We start from the raw sequence: 21382 nt of genomic DNA, 5'->3' as shown, positions 1-21382 counted from the left end.
CGCCGGGTCTGCCGCGCGCTGGGCGTCGCGCGTCACCGGCCGAGGAGCGGGGGCGATGATCGGCGGCCTGGTCTCGATGAGGCTGGACAAGTCGATCCTGCGTCAGCTCGGCGCCGGCCGCCGCACCGTCGTCGTGACCGGCACGAACGGCAAGTCGACCACCACCAGGATGACCGCCGCGGCACTCGCCACCATCGGCCCCGTCGCCACCAACGCCGAGGGCGCCAACATGGATGCGGGGCTGATCGCGGCCCTCGCAGGCACCCGCCACGCGAAGCTGGCGGCGTTGGAAGTCGACGAGATGCACGTGCCGCACGTCGCCGATGCCGTCGACCCGTCCGTCATCGTCCTGCTGAACCTGTCCCGCGACCAACTGGACCGCGTGGGTGAGATCAACCACATCGAGCGGACGCTGCGCGGCGGCCTGGCGCGTCATCCGGGCGCCGTCGTCGTGGCCAACTGCGACGACGTCCTCATGACGTCCGCCGCCTACGACAGCCCCGACGTGGTGTGGGTGGCCGCCGGTGGCAGCTGGGCCAACGACTCGGTGAGCTGCCCCCGCAGCGGCGAGATCATCGTGCGCGAACAGTCGCACTGGTACTCGACGGGCAGCGACTTCAAGCGGCCGACGCCGCAGTGGTGGTACGACGACGCATGCGTCTACGGACCCGACGGCCTCACCCTCCCGATGACGCTGGCCCTGCCCGGTGCGGTGAACCGGGGCAACGCCACCCAGGCGATCGCGGCCGCCGTCGCGCTCGGTGCCGATCCCGTGGCCGCCGTCGCCGCGGTGTCCGGCGTCGACGAGGTCGCAGGCCGCTACCGGACCGTAAGCCTGGGCGAACACACCGTTCGCGTGCTGCTCGCCAAGAACCCGGCGGGCTGGCAGGAGGCGCTGTCGATGGTCGACAAACACGGCGCGGGCGTCGTGATCGCCGTCAACGGCCAGGTTCCCGACGGCGAGGACCTGTCGTGGCTGTGGGACGTGCGCTTCGAGCACTTCGAGGACACCACGGTCGTCGCGGCGGGTGAACGCGGCACTGACCTGGCGGTGCGCCTGGGATATGCGGGCGTCGGCCACACCCTGGTGCACGACACGGTGAAGGCCATCGCGTCGTGCCCACCGGGCCACGTCGAGGTGATCGCCAACTACACGGCCTTCCTGCAACTCAACCGGCGGCTCCCATGACCGAGTCGACGATCCGGATCGGGCTGGTGTTGCCCGACGTGATGGGTACCTACGGCGATGGCGGTAACGCCGTCGTGCTTCGTAAGCGGTTGCAGCTGAGGGGTTTCGACGCCGAGGTCGTCGAGATCACGCTGGCCGACCCGGTGCCCGACTCGCTGGACCTCTACACGCTCGGCGGCGCCGAGGACTACGCCCAGCGGCTGGCGACCAAACACCTGATCCAGTACCCCGGCCTGCAGCGGGCGATTGCACGCGGCGCCCCGGTGTTGGCGATCTGCGCGGCCATCCAGGTGCTCGGGCACTGGTATGAGACCTCGTCGGGCGAGCGCGTGGACGGCATCGGCGTGCTCGACGTGACCACGTCGCCGCAGCCGAAGCGAACCATCGGCGAAGTCGTGTCGCAGCCACTGCCGGCCGGTCTCGACCAGCGTCTGACCGGTTTCGAGAACCATCGCGGCGGAACGGTCTTGGGCCCGTCGGCCTCGCCGCTCGCCAAGGTGGTCAGCGGCGCGGGGAACCGCGACGGGGACGGCTTCGACGGCGCGGTGCAGGGCAGCATCGTCGCCACCTATCTGCACGGCCCCTGCCTGGCTCGCAACCCGCAGCTGGCCGATCACCTGCTGTCGCGGGTGGTCGGCGAGCTGGCGCCGATCGAGCTCGCCGAGGTCGACCAGTTGCGACGGGAACGGCTGGCCGCTCCGCGCCGCGTCTAGGGCCACCACCCCCGGCGAGACATAAGCCACGGCGACCTTTTGCGGCGTGGCACCGCCAACGATTATGTGTCGCGATAGCCGCGACGCGCGAGGGCAGTGCGCACGCGTTGCAAGACGTCCAGTGGGTGGTCCTCCGCCACCACTCGGACGACGATCCAGCCCAGGCGTTCAAGCATGCGCAACCGGCTGATGTCCTTCAGATACTGCTTGCGATCCTTGCGATGCTGGTCGCCGTCGTACTCCACGGCAACCTTGTACTTCTGCCACCCTAGATCCAGGTAGGCAAGGGGATAGTGGTCGCCGTTGTGAACCATCAACTGCGCGTCGGGTTTCGGCAACCCATCGTCTAGGACCAGCAGCCGCAGCCACGTTTCCTTCGGAGAAGTTCCGCCCGCGTCCATCAGAGCGATCGCGTCCCGCGCCCGCCTGGCGCCACGGCTGCCGCGGTGGCGTACGAGCAGCGGCTCCACGTCGGTCGCCAGGATCTTCGTCGTGTGGGCCAACGCGTCAAGGCGAGCCACCGCATCGTCACGTTCCAGATGACGACCGAGGTCAAGGGCTGTGCGAGCGGTGGTCGTCATCGTGATCCCATCGACGACCACGATCTCGTCGTGGTCGATTCGCTCATTGCGTGTCAGCACCCCGCTGGGGGCGTGCTGATTTCGCCAGATCAGCTCGACGGGTTCACCGTCGTCCACCCAGCGCGCTCCATGCAATGCCGAAGCCGTCAGCCCCGCCACCACGCCGCGGCCTTTGGACCAGAGCAGTGCTGCCCACGCTCGGTCTGCCGTCGTCATCGCCGCGAACTCCGCCACGTACACGTCGGGATGGACCGCCTCGAAACGGGTTCGCAGTTGATGGCGGGTCAGCTGCCCATGCCCCATCGCCCGACTCCCAGAGAAGACCGCTGCCATGCCCGAACATTGGCAGTGACCACCGACAGCTCCTCGAGGCATAAGCCTTGGCGGCATCTGTCGGCGTGTCACCGCCAACGTTTATGTGTCGCGGAAGCGGGCGGTCGAGCCGAGCGCCGCGACGGCGAAGCCAGAGGGGCTACAGCCCGAGGTCGCGCAGGAAGTCCGGCTTGTAGGCCTCGAGGATCACGTAGCTCGGGTCGGGAACGGGCACGTCCGGCGCGTCGTCGGTGACCGCGTGGCCGTCGCCTGCGTCGACCCACGCTTGCGCGTCCGCATTCCATCGGCTCGTGGTGTACTCGGCGTTGATGTCATCGGCGACGACCAGGTCGCGCACGTTGCGCTCGGCCTCGCGGGCGTCCTGCAGGCTGTGCGTGTAGAGCTGAATCCGGTTGCCGTCCCGCGTCACCGTCACCCGGCTGCCCAGCCGCCTGCGGGCCTCGTCGTCGACGTCCATCGACCGCAGTCTCTCCCAGAACGACAGGTGGTGCGCCTCGTTTCCGAGCTCGACCTCGACCTTGAACTCCTCGTCCGGCATGAGCGCTACGATACTCAAGCCTTCCCGAGGCTCAGACCATGGCTCGGCGGCCGGTCAACGCCCGGCCGAGCGTCAACTCGTCGGCGAACTCCAGATCGCCACCCATCGGCAGGCCGGACGCGATACGGGTCACGGTCAGCCCGGGGATGTCGCGCAGCATGCGCACCAGATACGTCGCCGTCGCCTCGCCCTCGGTGTTGGGATCGGTCGCGATGATGACCTCCGCGACGTCGACGCCGTCGACTCGCTCGCCAATTCGGTTGAGCAGCTCGCGAATTCGCAGTTGTTCCGGCCCGACTCCCGACAGCGGATCCAGGGCGCCACCTAGCACGTGGTAGCGGCCCCGGAACTCCCGCGTGCGTTCGACGGCCGCGACGTCCTTGGGTTCTTCCACGACGCACACCAGCGAGGCGTCCCGCCGGGAATCCGAGCAGATGCGACAACGGTCGTCGTCGGAGACGTTGCCGCACACCGAGCAGAACTTCACGCCGTCACGGACCTTGCCGAGCACGGCCGTCAGTCGGTCGATGTCGGGCGGCTCGACCGACAGCAGGTGGAAGGCGATGCGCTGAGCGCTCTTCGGCCCGATGCCCGGCAATTTGCCCAGTTCGTCGATCAGATCCTGGACCGGACCCTCGAACAAGTCAGAGCCCCGGAATGTCTAAGCCGCCGAGGCCGCCTGCGAGGGGGCCAAGCTTGCTCTGCGCCATCAGGGTGACCTGTAGGGAGGCGTCCTTTATGGCGCCGACTACGAGGTCCTGCAGCGTCTCGACGTCGTCGGGGTCGACGACCTTCGGGTCGATCGCGACGTTGATCACCTCGCCGCTGCCCTTCATGGTCACCTGAACTAGACCGCCTCCGGCCTGCCCGCGAACCTCCGCGACGGAGAGTGCCTCCTGCGCCTCCATCAACTGCTGCTGAACCTCCTGGGCCTGCGCGAGGAGCGCCGACATGTCGGGCGGTTGGCCGGGTTGCATGACAGTCCCCTTGCAGGTTGGTCTCGACTTGATTGCTGTCGTCCGCACGTGGCGATTTGCCCTTCAAGCCTAGTCGCCCACCGGGCTACGTTGACGCCGTGCACGTACCTGCCTGCCTGCGTGTCGGCGCCGCCTCCGTCAAGCGCATCTCCGCTGCGGTGGCCGCCGGCCTCCTCTTCGCCGCCTCGTCTGGACCCATCGGCATCCCGACCGCCACGGCCGCCCCGGCCAACATCGCCGGGATGATCGTCTTCCTCGACCCCGGTCACAACGGCGCCAACGACGCATCGCTGACCAAGCAGGTCCCCACGGGGCGTGGTGGCACGAAGGACTGTCAGACGAGCGGCACGTCGACCAACGGCGGCTACCCCGAGCACACCTTCAACTGGGAGACGGTGCTCCGCATCCGCCAGGAACTGACCCAGCTGGGCGTGCGCACCGCGATGTCCCGCGGCGACGACACCGGCGTCGCCGCCTGCGTCGACGAGCGGGCGGCGATGGCCACCGCGCTGAAGCCGGACGCGATCGTGTCGATCCACGCCGACGGTGGGCCTGCCACGGGACGCGGCTTCCACGTCAACTACTCGTCGCCGCCGCTCAACGCCGCACAGTCGGGACCATCGGTACAGTTCGCCCAGACGATGCGCGACCAGCTGCAGGCCGCGGGCCTGATGCCCGCCAACTACATCGGCCAGGGTGGTTTGTACCCCCGCGCTGACCTGGCCGGACTGAACCTGGCTCAGTACCCGTCGATCCTCGTCGAGCTGGGCAACATGAAGAACCCAGCCGACACGGCGCTGATCGAGAGCCCAGAGGGCCGGCAGAAGTACGCCGACGCCGTGGTGCGCGGCATCGCGGGCTTCCTGGCGACGAGACCGGCGCGGGCGGCCGCCTAGTTCGACTCGACCTGCTTCTTCAGGTTCTCCAGGACCTCGGCCTGGATCTTGCGCAGGCCCAGCGGTGCGAACGTCTTCTCGAAGAAGCCCTTGACCCCGCCCGCGCCCTGCCACGACGTCTTCACCGTGACCGACGAGCCGGCGCCCGCGGGCGCGACCGTGTAATTGGTCACCAATGTCGAGTTGGCGTCCTTCTCGATGACCGTGTGGCCTGCGACGTCGACGCTGGCCTTTACGTCGCGGACCCGCGACTTCGTGGCCTGCAGCTTCCACGTGGCGACGGTGCCTGCGCCCCGTCCACCCTCGAGCACCTGGTAGCCGCTGTAGTGCGGGGAGAGGATCTTCGGACGAATCGTCTGGTAGTCCGCGACCGCCGTGAGAACGGCGTCCGGATCGGCGTTGATCAGAACAGTGCTGGAGGCGCTGACCTGTCCCATCGGTGAAGACTCCTAGATAAGGGGGTGAACGGGTGTGATCCCGGGTCGGTGCGGTCGCATCGGGTGCCGCCGGGGTCTAGCGTATATCCGTGACTGTTGCATCGATCGAAGCGCAGTCGGCTCACGCCGCAGGCGTGGAGAGACTGTTGGCGAGCTACCGCGCCATCCCGCCGAACGCCACGGTGCGTCTGGCCAAACCCACCTCGAACCTGTTTCGCGCCCGTGAGAAGGCCACCGCAAAGGGGCTCGACGTCTCGGGGCTCACGGGAGTGATCGCCGTCGATCCCGAGGCGCGCACCGCCGACGTCGCGGGCATGTGCACGTACGAGGACCTGGTCGCCGCCACGCTTCCGTACGGATTGTCGCCGCTGGTGGTGCCACAGTTGAAGACCATCACGCTGGGCGGTGCGGTGACGGGGCTCGGCATCGAGTCGGCTTCGTTCCGCAACGGCCTACCCCACGAATCGGTGCTGGAGATGGACATCCTCACCGGGACTGGCGAGGTCTTGACGGCGAGTCGAGACGTGCACTCCGATCTCTTCCATGCCTTCCCCAATTCCTATGGGACGCTGGGTTATACGGTGCGGCTGAAGATCGAGCTGGAACCGGTCAAGCCCTTCGTCGCGCTGAGGCACCTGCGGTTCACGTCGCTGACGGACCTCGTCGCGACCATGGAGCGGATCATCGAAACGGGCGGCATCGACGGCGTGCCCGTCCACTATCTGGACGGCGTGGTCTTCACCGCCGACGAGTCCTACCTGAGCGTCGGCGTGCAGACCTCGACACCGGGTCCCGTCAGCGACTACACCGGCAAGGACATCTACTACCGGTCCATCCAGCATCCGAAGGGCGAGAAGCACGACCGTCTGACCATCCACGACTACCTGTGGCGCTGGGACACCGACTGGTTCTGGTGCTCGCGAGCGTTCGGCGCTCAGAACCCGACGATCAGGCGGCTGTGGCCGCGGCGCTACCGGCGCAGCAGCTTCTACTGGAAGCTGATCGGCTACGACCGACGGTTCAACGTCGCCGACCGCCTCGAGAAGCGCCACGGTCGACCACCGCTGGAGCGCGTCGTGCAGGACATCGAGGTGCCGATCGGGCGTACTGCCCAGTTCGTGGACTGGTTTCTCGAGAACGTGCCGATCGAGCCCATCTGGCTGTGCCCACTTCGGCTGCGCGACGACGCAGGCTGGCCGCTCTACCCAATTGCCGGGCATCACACCTACGTCAACATAGGCTTCTGGTCATCCGTGCCGGCCGGCACAGAAGAGGGTGAGACGAACCGCCTGATCGAGGAGAAGGTCAGCGAGCTGGACGGCCACAAGTCTCTGTACTCCGACGCCTACTACTCTCCCGACGAGTTCAACGAACTCTACGGCGGCGAAACCTACAACACGGTCAAGAAGACCTACGACCCTGACTCACGTCTGCTCGATCTGTACGCGAAGGCGGTGCAAAGAAGATGACGACCTACAAGGAAGAATCGACTCAAGCGGCAGCCGGCAGGCTCACGCTCGCCGAGATCCTCGAGATGTTCGCCGCCGGGGACGATCTGCCGCTGAAGTTCACGGCCTACGACGGCAGCTCGGCGGGACCGGCGGACGCCGAGATCGGCCTCGACCTCCGCACCCCGCGCGGCACCACCTACCTGGCGACGTCGCCCGGTGAACTGGGTCTGGCCCGCGCCTACGTCTCGGGTGACGTGGAGATGCACGGAGTGCACCCCGGCGATCCCTACGATCTGCTCCGCGCGCTGGCCGACAAGCTGGCCATCAAGCGTCCGTCGGCCCGCATGCTGGCCAACATCGTGCGGTCGATCGGCTTCGAGCACCTGCGCCCGATCTCACCGCCGCCACAGGAGGCGTTGCCGCGGTGGCGCCGCATCGCAGAAGGGTTGCGGCACAGCAAGACACGCGATGCCGAAGCCATTCATCACCACTACGACGTGTCGAACTCCTTCTACGAGTGGGTACTCGGCCCCTCGATGACGTACACCTGCGCCAGCTACCCCGACGCCGACGCGAGTCTCGAAGAGGCACAGGACAACAAGTACCGGCTGGTGTTCGAGAAGCTGCGCCTGCAGCCCGGCGACCGTCTGCTGGACGTTGGCTGCGGCTGGGGCAGCATGGTTCGCTACGCGGCTCGCCACGGCGTGAAGGCCATCGGCGTCACACTGTCCAAGGAGCAGGCGGCGTGGGCCCAGAACGCCATCGCCGAGGAGGGGCTGTCCCATCTGGCCGAGGTACGTCACGGCGACTACCGCGACGTACGCGAGTCCGGTTTCGACGCGGTGTCGTCGATCGGCCTGACCGAGCACATCGGCGTGCAGAACTATCCTTCGTACTTCCGGTTCCTCAAGTCCAAGATGCGCACTGGCGCACTGCTTCTCAACCACTGCATCACCCGACCGGACAATCGCAGCGGGGCCGCGGCGGGCGGTTTCATCGACCGCTACGTCTTTCCCGACGGGGAGCTGACGGGGTCGGGCCGCATCATCACCGAGGCTCAGGACGTCGGGCTCGAGGTGGTGCACGAGGAGAACCTGCGCCACCACTACGCGATGACACTGCGCGACTGGTGCGCCAACCTCGTCGAGCACTGGGACGAGGCCGTCGCGGAGGTCGGCTTGCCCACCGCCAAGGTGTGGGGCCTGTACATGGCTGGGTCCCGGCTGGGCTTTGAAACGAATGTGGTTCAGCTGCACCAAGTTCTGGCAGTCAAGCTGGACAACAAGGGTGGCGACGGCGACCTGCCGCTACGCCCGTGGTGGGCGGCCTAGCCGCCGTCGATCCGTCGCGCGCCCAGCTCGCTCTGCAGTAGCTCGAGGGCGACCTCCTCGGGGTCGCGACGCGGCCCGGCTTCCTCGTGGACGGCCTGGGCGAGCATGCTCTCCTCGTCCTCCTCGGGCGGAGGCGGCGCCTCCACCACCCGATGAGGGCGGGCGGCGGGCACTGAAGCGGTGGGCGACCCGGCTTCGCACCGGATGTTCCAGTTGACGCCAAGCGCGTCCTTCAACGCGTCCCGGATGATCTCGACGTTGCGCGCCTCGTTGAGTCGATTCGCCAGCGGCGGCGACACGTGGCTGAGGACGAGGGTGTCGCCTTCGACCGCGAGCACGATGGCACCGTCGAGCATGACGTCCGTGGGGCGTCTGCGTTCGCGTACCTTGTCCCGGATCGTCGACCACATGGTGCGCACGACGGCGGCATCGGGCTGACCCGTCGGGGCGGGCGCCTCGGGTGGCGGAGCCGGCTCCGCCACCGGTGGCGGAGTCGGCTTCGTAGGCGGCGGCGGTTCCGGGTCGGACACCGGCGTGACGGGCGTCGGTTCGACCCGTCCCTCCGGCGGCGCGGCAGCGGGCTCGGCAGGCTCGGGAGAGTCGCTCCTGCGGGTGAACTGCTTGGTGGGCGTCGCCTCGACGGCCGCAACTGCCTGCGACGCCTCGCCTGCCGGGATGGACACGTTCAGCCGGGTCTCCAGGCGCTCGATGCGTTGCAGCAGAGCTGCTTCGGTGTCGCTTGCCGACGGAAGGAGCAGTCGCGCGCAGACGACCTCCAGCAGCAGCCGCGGCGCGGTGGCGCCCCTCATCTCCCCGAGACCGGCGTGCACCACCTCGGCGTAGCGGGTCAGGGTCGCGGTGCCCAGCCGCCCGGCCTGATCGCGCATGCGCTCCAACACGTCGTCGGGCGCGTCGACGACACCGCGCGTCGCGGCGTCGGGCACGGCTTGCAGCACGATGAGGTCGCGGAACCGCTCGAGCAGATCGGTGGCGAAGCGCCGCGCGTCGTGGCCGGCGTCGATGAGCGACTCGACCGCGCCGAACAGCGCCGCGGCGTCACCGGCGGCGAGCGCGTCGACCGAGGCATCGATCAGTGCGAGGTCAGTGGCGCCGAGCAGTGCCAGGGCGCGCGGATAGGCGACGAGACTGCCGTCGGAGCCCGCGAGCAGCTGGTCGAGCACCGACAGGGTGTCGCGGGGAGAGCCGCCGCCGGCGCGGATCACCAGCGGGTACACCGCGTCGTCGACCGAGACGTCCTCCTGCGCGCAGATGCGTTCCAGTAGGCCGCGCATGGTCTTGGGCGCCAGCAGCCGGAACGGGTAGTGGTGGGTGCGCGAGCGGATCGTGGGCAGCACCTTCTCGGGCTCCGTCGTCGCGAACACGAAGATCAGGTGTTCCGGTGGCTCCTCCACGATCTTCAGCAGCGCGTTGAAGCCCGCCGTGGTGACCATGTGCGCCTCGTCGATGATGAAGATGCGGTAGCGCGACTGGGCGGGGGCGTAGAACGCGCGGTCGCGCAGTTCACGCGTGTCGTCCACACCGCCGTGGCTGGCCGCGTCGAGTTCGACGACGTCGACGTTGCCTGGACCGTTGGGGGCCAGCGCCACGCACGAGTCACACACCCCGCACGGCGTCGGAGTGGGCCCCCGTTCGCAGTTCAGCGAGCGCGCCAGGATGCGGGCCGACGACGTCTTGCCGCAGCCACGCGGACCGGAGAAGAGGTAGGCGTGGTTGATGCGGCCCGACTCGAGCGCCGTGGACAGCGGCTCGGTGACGTGCTCCTGCCCGACCACCTCGGCGAAGGACGCTGGTCGGTACTTGCGGTAGAGAGCCACGGAAGCAGGCTACCCACATCCCCCGACTAGCCGCGCTCCAGCAGCGACTCGGTGGCGGCGAGCAGTGCGCACGTGGCGAGGCCGTCGATCGCCTCGGTCAGATCGGGTAGCGACGGGAACGACGGGGCGATCCGAATGTTCTTGTCCTCCGGGTCTTTCCGATACGGGAACGATGCTCCCGCCTCGGTCACCGCGATACCCGCGTCCTTGGCAAGCGCGACCGTGCGCCTGGCGGTACCCGGCCAGACGTCGAGGCTGACGAAATAACCGCCCTTGGGGTCCGTCCACGACGCGATCTTCGACTCCTCCAGGCGATCCTCGAGGATCTCCGCGACGAGGGCGAACTTGGGCGCCAACAGTTGCTGATGGCGCCGCATCTGCAACCGCACGCCGTCGGCGTCGCCGAAGAAGCGCAGGTGGCGAAACTGGTTGACCTTGTCGGGTCCGATCGTCTTCTTGGCCAGGTGCTGCAGATACCAGGCGACGTTGCCGAGCGATCCACCGAAGAAGCTGACGCCCGCTCCCGCGAAGGTGATCTTGGAGGTCGACGCGAAGACGTACGGCCGGTTCGAGTTGCCCACCTTGGCCGCCAGCCCCACCACGTCGACTTGGCGGACGAAGTCGTGGGTCAGCGTGTGCACGACGTAGGCATTGTCCCAGAACAGCCGGAAATCTGTTGCCGCAGTCTGCATTTGGACCAGTCGGCGGACGTTCTCCCAGGAGTAGGTGGCACCCGTCGGGTTGGAGAAGACCGGTACGCACCACATGCCCTTGATCGCCGGGTCTCCCGCGACGAGTTCCTCGATGAGGTCGACGTCGGGCCCGTCCTCGAGCATCGGCACGGGAATCATCTCGATGCCGTAGCTCTCGGTGATCGCGAAGTGACGGTCGTAACCGGGGGACGGGCAGAGGAACTTGACCACCGGCTCGTCGCGCCACGGCCGCACCGAGTCGACGCCGCCGTGCAACAGCGAGAAGACCACGATGTCGTGCATGATCTCGAGGCTGGCGTTGTTGCCCGCGATCAGGTTCGGCACCGGGATGCCGAGCAGTTCCCCGAAGATGGCGCGCAGCTCGGGGAGCCCGTGCAGACCGCCGTAGTTGCGGGTGTCGGTGCCGTCACCGTCGCGGTACTCGGTACCCGGCAGAGCCAGCAGGTCGTTGGAGAGGTCGAGTTGCTCCGGGGACGGCTTGCCACGTGTGAGGTCCAGGCTGAGCTTCTTGGCCTGCAGATCTGCGTAGTTGTGGCGCTGCAGCTCGTGCTGCGCCGCGAGTTCGTCACGGCCGATGGACGGAAACGACACGGCGGGCCTTTCATTGGGGCCGTGAACAATGGCCGTGAACGAGAAAGGGGACCCCGCGCACCCGCCAGAGCCCATTGACCCTTGCTGCCTTCCGGCCCTGGGGGAGTTCACAGGATGGACGCCGCGCGGGGTCCGAGACGAGTGTAGTACCCCGCGCTCGTGAGGAGCATGTAGCCCGGTCGGCTACCATGGCCCGCGGAGGATTCGCCTAGTGGCCTATGGCGCTCGCCTGGAACGCGGGTTGGGTTAATAGCCCTCAGGGGTTCAAATCCCCTATCCTCCGCGCTGGTGCGGGTGCGGCCAGGCCAACGGGTGCCTGGTCGTGTCCCGGCCTTTGAACGGCCCCACTGACTCGAGGAGGAGTATGCGGCGCTGGATCGCGGTCCTGTGGCACGCATCGTTCTTCGTCCTCGCGGGGGCTCTCTACTTCTTCTTCGTGCTGCCCCGCTGGTTCGAGTTGACCGGCGCGTGGCCCGTCGGCCTCGGTTTGCCCATGCGCATCGTGTGTGGGGCCCTCATCGGTCTCGCGGCGCTGCCGGTGGTCTTGACGCTCTTGCGGACGCGCAGGCCGGAGTTCGGCACGCCGCAGCTCGCCCTCTCGCTGCGGTTCTGGTCGGTCGTCCTGCACGTTCTGGCAGGTGCGCTCATCGTCGGCGCGGCGATCAGCGAGATCTGGGTCAGCCTGGATGCGGCCGGTCAGACCCTCTTCGGCGTCTACGGGGCAGCGGCTGCAGTCGCCATCCTGGGCGCACTGAGCTTCTACCTCGCGTACGCCGCCGAATTGCCTCCGCCCCCGCCGAAGCCGCTTCGGCCCAAGAGTCAGACACGCCGTCGCGACCGTGGATCCGACACCGACGAAGACGAGCTCGAGCCGGCCGATGAGGTCGTCGACGCCAACGATGCCAACGAACCCGAAACGTCGGACGCCGACGAAGACGAGCACGCGGGAGACGATGGCATCCTCGTGCCCGCCACCCTCGAGAAGTCCGATGAGACCAGCGAGGCCGCTGAGACCACCGAGACCAGTGCGACGGAAGAGGCCATCGCCAACGGCATCGGTAACGCGGAGGAGTCCGACGCCGATGAGTTGGATAGCAAGTTGCGCAACCGACGCCCAAATGGCCAGTCCACGTCGCGGCTGTTCGGGCGTTCACGCCGCGGAGTAGTCCTCGAAGACTGACGTCACCGTCCGGTTCGTCGACAGCCCACGGTGTCAACGCCACAATTGTGGATAAATCCCGAGATACACAGGCGAAAGGTGGCCCATGCACAGGTTCCAGACCTGGTGGCGGCTCTCCGTCGCCGTCGTCGTGGCGGCGCTCGCCGTCTCGGGAGCCGTCTCGGCACCCGCACCCGCGTCGGCGGTTCCCGCCGATCTAACCAGCGTGGCCTCGCAGATCGAGCCCAGCGTTGCAAGGATCGATACGACCATCAACTACCAGCGGGCCATCGGCGCCGGTACGGGCATCGTCCTCGACCCCAGCGGAACCGTGATGACGAACTTCCACGTCGTGCAGGGCGCCGACAACATCACCGCGACCGTCGTCGGCCGTCCCTATCAGGCCGACCTCGTGGGCTACGACCGCAACCGCGACATCGCCGTGCTGCAATTGCGCGGCGCCGGCGGCCTGCCCGTCGCGCCCCTTGGCGATTCGTCTCAGCTCGCCCTGGGTGCCCCCGTCGTCGCGCTCGGTAACGCCAGGGGCTCGGAGAGTCCGCTCACACGGGAAGTCGGAGAGGTGGTCGCTTTCGGCCGCACCATCACCGCCAAGGACGAACTCACGGGAAGCTCCGAACAGGCGACCGGTTTGATCGAGTTCGCCGCGCCGGTTCGGGCCGGTGACTCCGGAGGGCCCTTGGTCAACGGCGCCGGACAGGTCGTCGGCGTGACCACGGCCGCGACCGTGAACTTCCGCATGGATCCCGGCGGTTCGGGCTTCGCCATCCCGATCAACGACGCGCTGGCGACGGCAGGTCAGATTCGTTCGCGGACACCGACCAGCACCGTGCACATCGGCCCGCCCACGCTGCTCGGCGTCGGCGTGAACGGCAGGAGCCAGTCCGAGTCACTGCCTGGAGTGATTCTCTTCGAGGTGCTGCGGGGCGGCCCTGCGGAACAGGCCGGGCTCAACGATGGCGACGTTCTGCTCAGCATCGATGGCGAACAGCTCAACTCGGCGAACGAACTCACCGACGTCCTGGACCGCCACTACCCGGGCGACGTCGTCGATCTTGCCTGGATCGACCGGGCAGGCCAGCAGTTGACCGGCAAGGCGACGCTCTCCTCCTGAGTTCGGCCAAACAGGTCGGCGGGCCAGCCCGCACTCCGGAGCGAGTGCCAAACACATCTCCCTACCGTGTCGTGCAGTGGACGACCGGCAATGTCGGCAAGAGTTCCGTCGCCGCGATCGCGCGCAATCCGTCCCTCGAACTCGTCGGCTGTTACGCCTGGTCGCAGGACAAGGTGGGCCGTGACGTCGGCGAACTCGTGGGCATCGAGCCCCTCGGCGTCACCGCCACCGACGACGTCGGCGCACTCCTCGCGCTGAAGCCCGACTGCGTGGTCTACAACCCGATGTGGATCGACGTCGACGAGTTGGTGACGATCCTTTCCGCGGGAGTCAACGTCGTCGCCACCGCGTCGTTCATCACAGGCCACAACCAGGGCGACGGCCGCGCCAAAATCGCCGCCGCATGCGAACAGGGTGGATCGAGCATGTTCGGGTCTGGCATCAGCCCCGGTTACGTCAACCAGCTATCGATCGTGGCGGCCGGAATCTGCGACCGCCTGGACAAGATCACCGTCAACGAAGCCGCCGACACCACCTTCTACGACTCGCCTGCGACCGAGAAACCGGTCGGGTTCGGCCAGCCCATCGATCATCCCGATCTGCGGGCGATGACCGCGCAGGGCACCGGGATGTTCGGTGCGGCGGTGCGCATGGTTGCCGACGCGCTCGGCATCGAGCTCGACGAAGTTCGCTGTGACGCCGAGTACGCAGAGACCACCGAAGACCTCGACCTCGGCTCGTGGACGATCCCGGCGGGCTGTGTCGCCGGCGTGTACGCCAGCTGGCAGGGCATGCTCGGCGGAAAGTCCGTCGTGGAGATCAACGTCCGGTGGCGCAAGGGGCAGACGCTGGTGCCCGACTGGAAGATCGAACAGGACGGCTGGGTCATCGAGGTTGCCGGGCGACCGACGGTGACGATGAAGGTCGGATTCCTCCCGCCGCCGGACTTCGAGGCGACGACGCTGGAGGAATTCATGGTCCTGGGGCACATCATGACCGCTACACCACCACTGAACGCCATCCCTGCGGTCGTCGCCGCCGCGCCAGGCATCGTGACCTACAACGACCTGCCGCTCATCCTGCCCCGCGGAGTGGTGCCGGTCAGTTAACGAACAATTAGCCTTAAGCGGGCCTTAAGCGTCCTCGATCGGATTGCCCTTCTCATCCCAGTGCGCGGCGACCTTCTTGCTCGGCTGGACGCGCGGCGGCTCTCCCGGCATCTTCGGGTAACTCGGCGGATAGGGCAGATCGCCGAGCCCGCGTTCCTCGTCGGCGGCGACCATCTGCAGAAGCGGCTCGATGGAGTGAGCCACCTTCTCGATGTCAGCCCACGGATCATCCCGGGTGGCAACCAGTTTCGGCACCGTGGCGATGGTGTAGTCGTCGGGGTCGGCCGTCGCCAGGTCCTTCCACGACAGCGGTGTGGACACCGTGGCGATCGGCGTGCGACGGGCCGAGTAGGCCGAGGCGAAGGTACGGTCGCGCGCATTCTGGTTGTAGTCGATGAACAATCGCTGCCCGCGCTCCTCCTTCCACCATGACGTCGTCACCTTGTCCGGCGCACGCCGCTCGACTTCGCGGGCCAACGCGATGCCCGCCCTGCGGACCGCGATGAAGTCCCAGTCCGGTCTGATCCGGATGAACACGTGCACGCCGCGGCCGCCCGACGTCTTCGGGTAACCCACGATGCCGAGCTCGTCGAGTACGGGCTTCAGCACCTCGACGGCGATCTCGCGGGCGTCGGCGAACCCGGTACCCGGCTGCGGATCCAGGTCGATGCGCAGTTCGTCGGGGTGTTCGGCGTCGGGGCATCGCACCTGCCACGGGTGGAACGTGACGGTGCCCATCTGCACCGCCCACGCGATCGCGGACGGGTGCGTCACCTTCAGGGCGTCCGCGGTCCGCCCCGACGGGAACGTCACCTGGCACGTCTCGAGATAGTCGGGATGCTTTGCCGGAACACGCTTTTGATAGACCTCCTCCCCGTCGATGCCGTCGGGGAACCGCTGCAAGTGTGTAGGGCGGTCCCGCAGCACCGCGAGCATGGGCTGTGCGACGGCGAGGTAGTAGTCGAAGAGGGTGCGCTTGGTCCCGTCGGCGCCGAGCTTGGGGAAGTACACCTTGTCGGGGCTCGTCAATCGGACGGCGACGCCGTCGACGTCGACTTCCTCTGCAGACCCGTACTTCTCAGCCATCTCACTTCTCCAATACGTCGGACAGGTCGTAGTTGAACGGCACGTCGAGCTGGTCGAAGGTGCAGCTCGACGGTTCGCGGTCGGGCCGCCATCGGACGAACTTCACCGCATGCCGGAAGCGCTGACCGTGCACGGTGTTGCCCTCCATCTGGTCGTAGGCGACCTCGGCGACCTTCTCCGGGCGCACCGGGATCCACCGCTTGTCGGCCGCGGAGTTCCAACGGCTCGGCTCACCGTCGTTGACCTGGTCACCCTTGCGGAGCGGTTCGAGGTCGGCGAGGAGCTTGAAGCGATCCTTGACGCTGAATGACGCTGCGCCACCGATCATCTGAAGCTCGCCATCCTCACGGTACAAGCCGAGCAGAATCGACCCGACACCCTCTCCACTCTTGTGGACGCGATAGCCGATGGCCACACAGTCGGCGTCGCGCTCGTGCTTGACCTTGATCATCTCGCGCTTGCCGGCTAGATAGTGACCGTCGAGCCGCTTGGCGATCACCCCGTCGAGTCCCGCGCCTTCGAACGTCGTCAGCCACTGCGTTCCCAGCTTCGGGTCCTCGGTGGTGCGGGTGACGTGGCACCACGTCTTCTCGGTGACGAGCTCACGCAGCGCCTCCCGCCGCACGCGAAAGGGCTGCTTCAGCAGTGACCGGTCGGTGGTGGCCAAGGCGTCGAACCCGATGAAGTGGGCGGGCGTCTGCTCGGCGAGCATCGTGACCCTGCTCTCTGCCGGATGGATGCGCTGGCTCAACGACTCCCAGTCCAGCCGGGTGCGCCCACCGATTTCACGGGGGACGACCACTTCGCCGTCGACCACGCAGCGGGGCGCCAGCTCGTCACGCAGGGCGTCGAGGAGTTCCGGGAAGTAGCGGCCGAGCTCCTTGCCGCTGCGCGACTGCAGCACGACGTCGGCGCCGTCACGGAACACCAGCGCCCGGAAGCCGTCCCACTTCGGCTCGTACGACCAGACCCCTGGCTCGACGGGCACCGTGGTCACCGCCTTGGCCAGCATCGGCTCGACGGGCGGCTGTACGGATAGGTCCACGCTGTCAATACTCACGTAGACCGCCGTCGCCAATCAATGTCATCGCCCGCGCAACGATGAGGCAATGCAGCTGCCCGTCGTCCCGCCGGTCTCCCCGATGCTGGCGAAGGCGGTTTCGGAGATACCACCCGACGCCTCGTACGAGCCGAAGTGGGACGGGTTCCGGTCGATCTGCTTTCGCGACGGTGACGAGGTCCAGCTGGGCAGCCGCAACGAGCGCCCGCTCACCCGCTACTTCCCCGAACTGGTCGCCGCGGCCACCGCCGAACTGCCGCAGCGCTGCGTGATCGACGGGGAGATCGTCATCGCGGGCGAACGCGGTCTGGACTTAGACGCCCTCCAGCTGCGTGCACCCCGCCGCCTCACGGGTGCGCATGCTCGCCGAGAAGACGCCGGCCTCGTTCATCCTCCTTGGTGTATAGGCGGTCATTGACCGGATGTTGCCTGTGGTGACTCGGACTAGTCAGCGCTGGCAAGTTCGGTGATTCAACTCAATGTCATGAGCGGTCCTGGGATGTCTGACACAGGCCGCATTCTGTCAGGTGGGCAGGGTGACGCGGCGGCCCCGAGGAGGCAATCGGCGCAAGGCGATGATCTGGCCCGTCAGAGCGTGGTAGGACCAATGTCTTACTGGTAAACCAAGTGAAAGGTGTTGCGATGGATGTGCATGACGTCACGGTGGTCGATGACGACGGAGAGAAGGACGATCTCGAGCCGGATCTCCTTCCGAGCTGATGGGTGAGGGGAAGCACGCCACCGTGGACCCTGTTGAGGGGTGGGCCGCGCGCCACGTCGCGGAGATCGACGAGTTTGGTTACACCGTGGTCGAGAACGTTCTTGATCCGGCGTCGGTCGACGGTTTTCTCGAGGACAGCCTGCGGCTGCAGCGCCAGCTGCCGACGGTCATCTCCAACTCGACCACGGTGGTCAAGGGCTTCCCCCGCCCAGGCCACGCACCGGTGGACGGACCCGATCACGACTGGGTCCGTATCGACAACCTCCTGTTGCATGGGGCGCGTTACGAGGTGTTGCCGGTACATCCTCGACTGCTGCCAGTGGTCGAGGGTGTGCTCGGGCGTGATTGCTTGTTGTCGTGGTTCATGACGAGCAATCAGCTGCCAGGTGCGGTGGCGCAGCGTCTGCACAGCGACGACGAGATGTATCCGTTGCCGCGTCCACACCAGCCGTTGTTGTGCAACGCGCTGATCGCGCTGTGTCGGTTCACCGAAGGCAATGGCGCTACCCGGGTCGTACCGGGGTCGCATCGGTGGGCTGAGCAGCCCTCGCCGCCATATCCGCAGGCCATCCCCGTTGAGATGGCTCCAGGTGACGCGCTGATCTGGAACGGCAGCTTGTGGCACACCGCTGGCGCCAACCGCAGCACGGGGTCGCGCCCGGCGTTGACGGTGAACTACTGTGCGGGCTTCCTGCGTCAGCAGGTCAATCAGCAGCTGAGCATTCCGCGCGAGTTGGTCAGACGGTTCGATCCGCGCTTGCGGGAGTTGATTGGCTACGGGCTGTTCGCAGGGAAGATGGGCCGCATCGACTGGCGAGCTCCAGCCGACTACCTCGACGAGGACGTACATCCCTTCCTGGATGCGGTGCGCGATCGCCTTGATCGCCCGATCACGGTCTGAGCGATTTGTCAATCCGCAACGCAACGGGTAACGCGAGCGCCGTGATAGCGGCGGCGGCCAAGATCGCGGCGCGCGCTCCAGTGGTGTAAGCGGTCTCCACGGCGTGTGGCGCGGCCGGGTCGACCCCGGTTTCCTGCCGAGCCAGTTGCAGGCGCTGATGCGATGGGAGCGCGTGGAACTCAGCGACGGTTTTGCCAGCCGAGGAGTCGGCATCGACAGATCCCATCGCGGCCCCGCTGAAGACGGCGGTCACGATCGCGGCGCCCACCGCTCCGGCGAGAAGTCGCACTGCGCTCTGTACACCGCCGGCGACAGCGGCGTCCGACTCGCCCACGTCCTGATAGGAGCGGTCTAGCAAGTGTGAGTAGGCGATACTCCACGCGACACCGTAAAGGGCGAGAACCAGGCCGATCCCCATGAGGGGCGCCCCCGCGCTGAGCAGCGGTAATAACGCCACGAGCAGCAGGGGCAGCATCGCCAGCGCCACCCTTGCGACGGTTCGGTCGTCGGTACGACGCCTCAGACGGGCCGCGACGGGACCGCCGATCATCGCCCCTGCGCCGTAGCACGCCAGCAGCCCACCGACTCCCCAGTCGCCCGTGTGAACGACGATCCCGGCCACGGCCGGTAGGACGATCTGAAAGCCAGTGTCGCCGACCGCCATGAATGCCGAGCTGATGGTGGCATTGCGGAACGAGCGATGACGAAACAGGCCTGGGGGAGCGATCACGTCGCGGCCCTGCCTGATGCGGCGGTGAGCGATACGGACGAAGGTCAGTGTCGCAACAATTCCCACACACGAAGCCACGCCCACGGACAGGGCCGTACCTTGCCCAGCGCCGAGGTCGAGCGCAACGGCCAGGCTCGCAGCCGCCAGCGCCAGCAGCGACGCGCCGACAACGTCGACGTCACCCGCGGAGCGCCGATCGTCTTCGGCGATGGTCGCTCGAAGTCCAACGGCAGCAACCACACCGAGCGGGGCCGCACCAAGGAATGCCCACCGCCAACTGAGCGTGCTCGCGGCGGCACCGCCGACCAATGGTCCCACCACGGCGGCCGCGCCGATCGCCATGGTCCAAAAGGCGAACGCGCGTTGGCGCGTCGCACCCCTGCGCGGATACAACGCGTGCAGCAATCCGAGGCCGGTGGGAAGGATCGCCGCCAAGGCCAGCCCGGCCAATATCCGTCCGACGAAGAACGACGGCAAATTCCATGCCAGGCCGCTGCACAGACTGGCGGCCACGGTCAGCCCGACGCCGATGAGCATGACACGGCGTCTGCCCACGACGTCGCCGAGCCGACCGAACAAAACGATGAACGCCGCCGCGGCGGCGAAGTAGGCGGTGAACGCCGAGCCCAGCTCGGTAAAGGATAGCCCCAGATCGTCGGCCAGCGGCGCGATGACGGTATCGGCAACGGTGTAGTCGCTGATGGCGAGGACCATCGCAAGGAGCGCAAAGCTGAAGCCGACCTCGGGCCGGTGACACCCACGTGGTCGGCCACCCCGTTGCCCGCCAACCACGCCCATGACCCCTCCAATCCAGTGTGCGCGGCCCCTCGACCAGAAGGTCCGCCCGACGCAATGGCGCGACCACGCATTGGGTCCCCCGAACAAAGACGGTCGATGCCCTTGCAGCGCTGCCGCGACCCGAACGGCGACGCTACTGCTGTTGGCAATAGCTCATGGCGCAACACGCGCTGGAATCGACGATCGGATATCGAGGGATCACGGTTCATCGGGGACCAGGTCACCACCAGCCGACGGTGCACCACCAGCGCGACCGACGAGACACTGAAAGTCCGGCCCCACGCCGCTCTGCAACGAGCCGCCCGCGCACCGGAGCTGCCACCACCGGGGCCGGAGTCGGGGCGTCCCGCCGCTGCGGTCGCCGTCGACGCTAGTGAATCCGCCGCGCTGGACGCGTTCGTCGCGTTCACTGAGCGAGGGGGGCGACCGGTACCCGGCGATCGTGCGCCTGCGGGAACAGGCGTGGGCCGAGTTCTTGCCGTTTCTGCAGTTCGCGACACCACCATCCGCGCCGTGGCGTGCACGACAAATGCCCTCGAAAGCATCAGCACCCGAATCCAAAGAGCCGTCAACGCTCGCGGTCATTTCCCCACCGAAGGGGGTAGCCATGAATTCCCTTGCCTCCCCGATGGATCCGAAGCGTTCGGGGGACGCCGGCCCGTACTCGAGAGTCTTGAACAGCGACTCGGAGTTACCCTGAATTCGGGATAACTCCGAAGCCCGGTTCAAAACACTGAAATATCTTCACGATTTCCCGAAATCGTTTGCTTCACTTGCGGATACACGTCAGTATCTCGACGGATCCTTCAACGAACACAACCACATCCACCGCCACTCCGGCATCGCGTGGCACACCACGGCATCCGTGCACTTCGGAACCTCCGACGCGATCGACGAAACACGCCAGATCACCCTCAACGACGCTTGCGCCGCAAACCCCGCGCGGTTCTCACACCGCCCGAAGCCACCGGAAATGCCAACAACCTTCTTCATCAACGAACCCGCCCCTGCAACCACAATCAACTGATCGCTAAAAATCTCAATTGCCTTGACAGATTCCGCTGCGAGATAGATTTCGAGGTCTACACATTTTCCGCGACT

At 67.0% G+C, this 21382-nt stretch carries 20 protein-coding genes, 1 tRNA gene, 1 other RNA gene and 1 pseudogene; 11 read left to right on the top strand and 12 right to left on the bottom strand.

Features of this window, described 5'->3' with window-relative positions:
• A partial coding sequence (locus VET27_RS01345) for a MurT ligase domain-containing protein (RefSeq protein WP_526514582.1) occupies nucleotides 1–1189 on the top strand: 1189 nt, incomplete at its 5' end.
• Nucleotides 1186–1902, top strand: coding sequence for a type 1 glutamine amidotransferase (locus VET27_RS01340; RefSeq protein ID WP_526514581.1), 717 nt, complete (start codon nucleotides 1186–1188; stop codon nucleotides 1900–1902). The genes VET27_RS01345 and VET27_RS01340, both read left to right, overlap by 4 nt.
• A 62-nt stretch (nucleotides 1903–1964) precedes the next feature.
• Here VET27_RS01340 and VET27_RS01335 read toward each other — a convergent pair whose 3' ends face one another.
• The 4 genes from VET27_RS01335 to VET27_RS01320 all read right to left on the bottom strand — a co-directional run bounded on the left by VET27_RS01335 (nucleotide 1965) and on the right by VET27_RS01320 (nucleotide 4331).
• Nucleotides 1965–2816, bottom strand: a complete 852-nt coding sequence (locus tag VET27_RS01335) for a DUF559 domain-containing protein (RefSeq protein ID WP_526514580.1) — start codon at nucleotides 2814–2816, stop codon at nucleotides 1965–1967.
• Nucleotides 2817–2955: 139 nt separating this feature from the next.
• Complete coding sequence (locus tag VET27_RS01330) at nucleotides 2956–3354, bottom strand: hypothetical protein (protein WP_526514579.1); 399 nt, start codon at nucleotides 3352–3354, stop codon at nucleotides 2956–2958.
• 31 nt (nucleotides 3355–3385) lie between these two features.
• Complete coding sequence (gene recR / locus VET27_RS01325; RefSeq protein WP_526514578.1) at nucleotides 3386–3997, bottom strand: recombination mediator RecR; 612 nt, start codon at nucleotides 3995–3997, stop codon at nucleotides 3386–3388.
• Between the two features lies 1 nt (nucleotide 3998).
• The gene (locus VET27_RS01320) at nucleotides 3999–4331 is read right to left on the bottom strand and encodes a YbaB/EbfC family nucleoid-associated protein (RefSeq protein WP_526514577.1); all 333 of its coding nucleotides are present in this window, start codon (nucleotides 4329–4331) and stop codon (nucleotides 3999–4001) included.
• Between the two features lie 98 nt (nucleotides 4332–4429).
• Between VET27_RS01320 and VET27_RS01315 the strand changes: the two genes are divergently transcribed.
• Nucleotides 4430–5227, top strand: coding sequence for an Rv3717 family N-acetylmuramoyl-L-alanine amidase (locus VET27_RS01315; protein ID WP_526514576.1), 798 nt, complete (start codon nucleotides 4430–4432; stop codon nucleotides 5225–5227).
• Here VET27_RS01315 and VET27_RS01310 read toward each other — a convergent pair.
• Nucleotides 5224–5664 (bottom strand): SRPBCC family protein, encoded by a 441-nt coding sequence (locus VET27_RS01310; protein ID WP_526514575.1) that lies wholly within the window; start codon nucleotides 5662–5664, stop codon nucleotides 5224–5226. The genes VET27_RS01315 and VET27_RS01310 overlap by 4 nt on opposite strands.
• Before the next feature lie 89 nt (nucleotides 5665–5753).
• On the opposite strand from VET27_RS01310, the gene VET27_RS01305 reads away from it, so the two are divergent.
• Nucleotides 5754–7133 (top strand): FAD-binding oxidoreductase, encoded by a 1380-nt coding sequence (locus tag VET27_RS01305; RefSeq protein ID WP_526514574.1) that lies wholly within the window; start codon nucleotides 5754–5756, stop codon nucleotides 7131–7133.
• Nucleotides 7130–8446, top strand: a complete 1317-nt coding sequence (locus VET27_RS01300) for an SAM-dependent methyltransferase (protein WP_526514573.1) — start codon at nucleotides 7130–7132, stop codon at nucleotides 8444–8446. The genes VET27_RS01305 and VET27_RS01300 overlap by 4 nt, the downstream gene beginning before the upstream one ends.
• Here VET27_RS01300 and VET27_RS01295 read toward each other — a convergent pair.
• From VET27_RS01295 to ffs, 3 genes are all read right to left on the bottom strand, one after another.
• Entirely contained in the window at nucleotides 8443–10281 is a 1839-nt protein-coding gene (locus tag VET27_RS01295) for a DNA polymerase III subunits gamma/tau (RefSeq protein WP_526514572.1), read from the bottom strand. The genes VET27_RS01300 and VET27_RS01295 overlap by 4 nt on opposite strands.
• Nucleotides 10282–10307: 26 nt before the next feature.
• Complete coding sequence (locus VET27_RS01290) at nucleotides 10308–11585, bottom strand: aspartate aminotransferase type Ic (RefSeq protein WP_526514571.1); 1278 nt, start codon at nucleotides 11583–11585, stop codon at nucleotides 10308–10310.
• A 41-nt stretch (nucleotides 11586–11626) separates the two neighbouring features.
• Nucleotides 11627–11723, bottom strand: an RNA gene (gene ffs, locus VET27_RS01285) — signal recognition particle sRNA small type.
• A 59-nt stretch (nucleotides 11724–11782) separates the two neighbouring features.
• Here ffs and VET27_RS01280 point away from each other — a divergent pair.
• The 4 genes from VET27_RS01280 to VET27_RS01265 all read left to right on the top strand — a co-directional run bounded on the left by VET27_RS01280 (nucleotide 11783) and on the right by VET27_RS01265 (nucleotide 14985).
• Nucleotides 11783–11868 (top strand) — tRNA-Ser (locus VET27_RS01280).
• 81 nt (nucleotides 11869–11949) lie between these two features.
• Nucleotides 11950–12765 (top strand): lipid uptake coordinator LucA, encoded by an 816-nt coding sequence (gene lucA, locus VET27_RS01275; protein ID WP_526514570.1) that lies wholly within the window; start codon nucleotides 11950–11952, stop codon nucleotides 12763–12765.
• Between the two features lie 85 nt (nucleotides 12766–12850).
• A complete protein-coding gene (locus tag VET27_RS01270) occupies nucleotides 12851–13876 on the top strand; it encodes a S1C family serine protease (RefSeq protein WP_526514569.1) in 1026 nt (341 codons plus the stop codon).
• A gap of 44 nt (nucleotides 13877–13920) precedes the next feature.
• Nucleotides 13921–14985 carry an NAD(P)H-dependent amine dehydrogenase family protein gene (locus tag VET27_RS01265; protein ID WP_526514568.1) on the top strand — a complete coding sequence of 355 codons (1065 nt, stop codon included), beginning with the start codon at nucleotides 13921–13923 and terminating at the stop codon, nucleotides 14983–14985.
• A gap of 24 nt (nucleotides 14986–15009) precedes the next feature.
• On the opposite strand, the gene ligD is transcribed toward VET27_RS01265, so the two are convergent.
• Complete coding sequence (ligD, locus tag VET27_RS01260) at nucleotides 15010–16071, bottom strand: non-homologous end-joining DNA ligase (protein WP_526514567.1); 1062 nt, start codon at nucleotides 16069–16071, stop codon at nucleotides 15010–15012.
• 1 nt (nucleotide 16072) lies between these two features.
• Nucleotides 16073–17125, bottom strand: a complete 1053-nt coding sequence (locus VET27_RS01255) for an ATP-dependent DNA ligase (protein ID WP_526514583.1) — start codon at nucleotides 17123–17125, stop codon at nucleotides 16073–16075.
• Between the two features lie 55 nt (nucleotides 17126–17180).
• Here VET27_RS01255 and VET27_RS01250 point away from each other — a divergent pair.
• Together VET27_RS01250 and VET27_RS01245 are read left to right on the top strand one after the other, a co-directional pair.
• Nucleotides 17181–17523: pseudogene (locus VET27_RS01250) on the top strand (ATP-dependent DNA ligase); the annotation flags it as partial.
• A gap of 351 nt (nucleotides 17524–17874) precedes the next feature.
• Nucleotides 17875–18753, top strand: a complete 879-nt coding sequence (locus VET27_RS01245) for a phytanoyl-CoA dioxygenase family protein (RefSeq protein WP_526514566.1) — start codon at nucleotides 17875–17877, stop codon at nucleotides 18751–18753.
• On the opposite strand, the gene VET27_RS01240 is transcribed toward VET27_RS01245, so the two are convergent.
• Nucleotides 18743–20197, bottom strand: a complete 1455-nt coding sequence (locus tag VET27_RS01240; protein ID WP_526514565.1) for an MFS transporter — start codon at nucleotides 20195–20197, stop codon at nucleotides 18743–18745. The two genes, VET27_RS01245 and VET27_RS01240, sit on opposite strands and share 11 nt — an antisense overlap.
• Before the next feature lie 870 nt (nucleotides 20198–21067).
• The coding region (locus tag VET27_RS01235) for a hypothetical protein (RefSeq protein WP_526514564.1) at nucleotides 21068–21382 on the bottom strand (315 nt) is incomplete at its 5' end.

The sequence above is a fragment of the Mycobacterium sp. genome (assembly GCF_035633495.1).
Lineage (GTDB): Bacteria > Actinomycetota > Actinomycetes > Mycobacteriales > Mycobacteriaceae > Mycobacterium.
Note: the sequence above shows the minus strand (reverse complement) of the source record. Positions and strands in the feature narration are given on the sequence as shown.

Excerpts from the sequence above, each read along its gene's own strand:
- VET27_RS01320 (WP_526514577.1), bottom strand. The coding sequence starts at position 4,331 with ATGCAACCCGGCCAACCGCCCGACATGTCGGCGCTCCTCGCGCAGGCC.
- VET27_RS01335 (WP_526514580.1), bottom strand. The coding sequence starts at position 2,816 with ATGGCAGCGGTCTTCTCTGGGAGTCGGGCGATGGGGCATGGGCAGCTG.
- lucA (WP_526514570.1), top strand. The coding sequence starts at position 11,950 with ATGCGGCGCTGGATCGCGGTCCTGTGGCACGCATCGTTCTTCGTCCTC.
- VET27_RS01310 (WP_526514575.1), bottom strand. The coding sequence starts at position 5,664 with ATGGGACAGGTCAGCGCCTCCAGCACTGTTCTGATCAACGCCGATCCG.
- VET27_RS01330 (WP_526514579.1), bottom strand. The coding sequence starts at position 3,354 with ATGCCGGACGAGGAGTTCAAGGTCGAGGTCGAGCTCGGAAACGAGGCG.
- VET27_RS01270 (WP_526514569.1), top strand. The coding sequence starts at position 12,851 with ATGCACAGGTTCCAGACCTGGTGGCGGCTCTCCGTCGCCGTCGTCGTG.
- VET27_RS01240 (WP_526514565.1), bottom strand. The coding sequence starts at position 20,197 with ATGGTCCTCGCCATCAGCGACTACACCGTTGCCGATACCGTCATCGCG.
- VET27_RS01340 (WP_526514581.1), top strand. The coding sequence starts at position 1,186 with ATGACCGAGTCGACGATCCGGATCGGGCTGGTGTTGCCCGACGTGATG.
- ligD (WP_526514567.1), bottom strand. The coding sequence starts at position 16,071 with ATGGCTGAGAAGTACGGGTCTGCAGAGGAAGTCGACGTCGACGGCGTC.
- VET27_RS01300 (WP_526514573.1), top strand. The coding sequence starts at position 7,130 with ATGACGACCTACAAGGAAGAATCGACTCAAGCGGCAGCCGGCAGGCTC.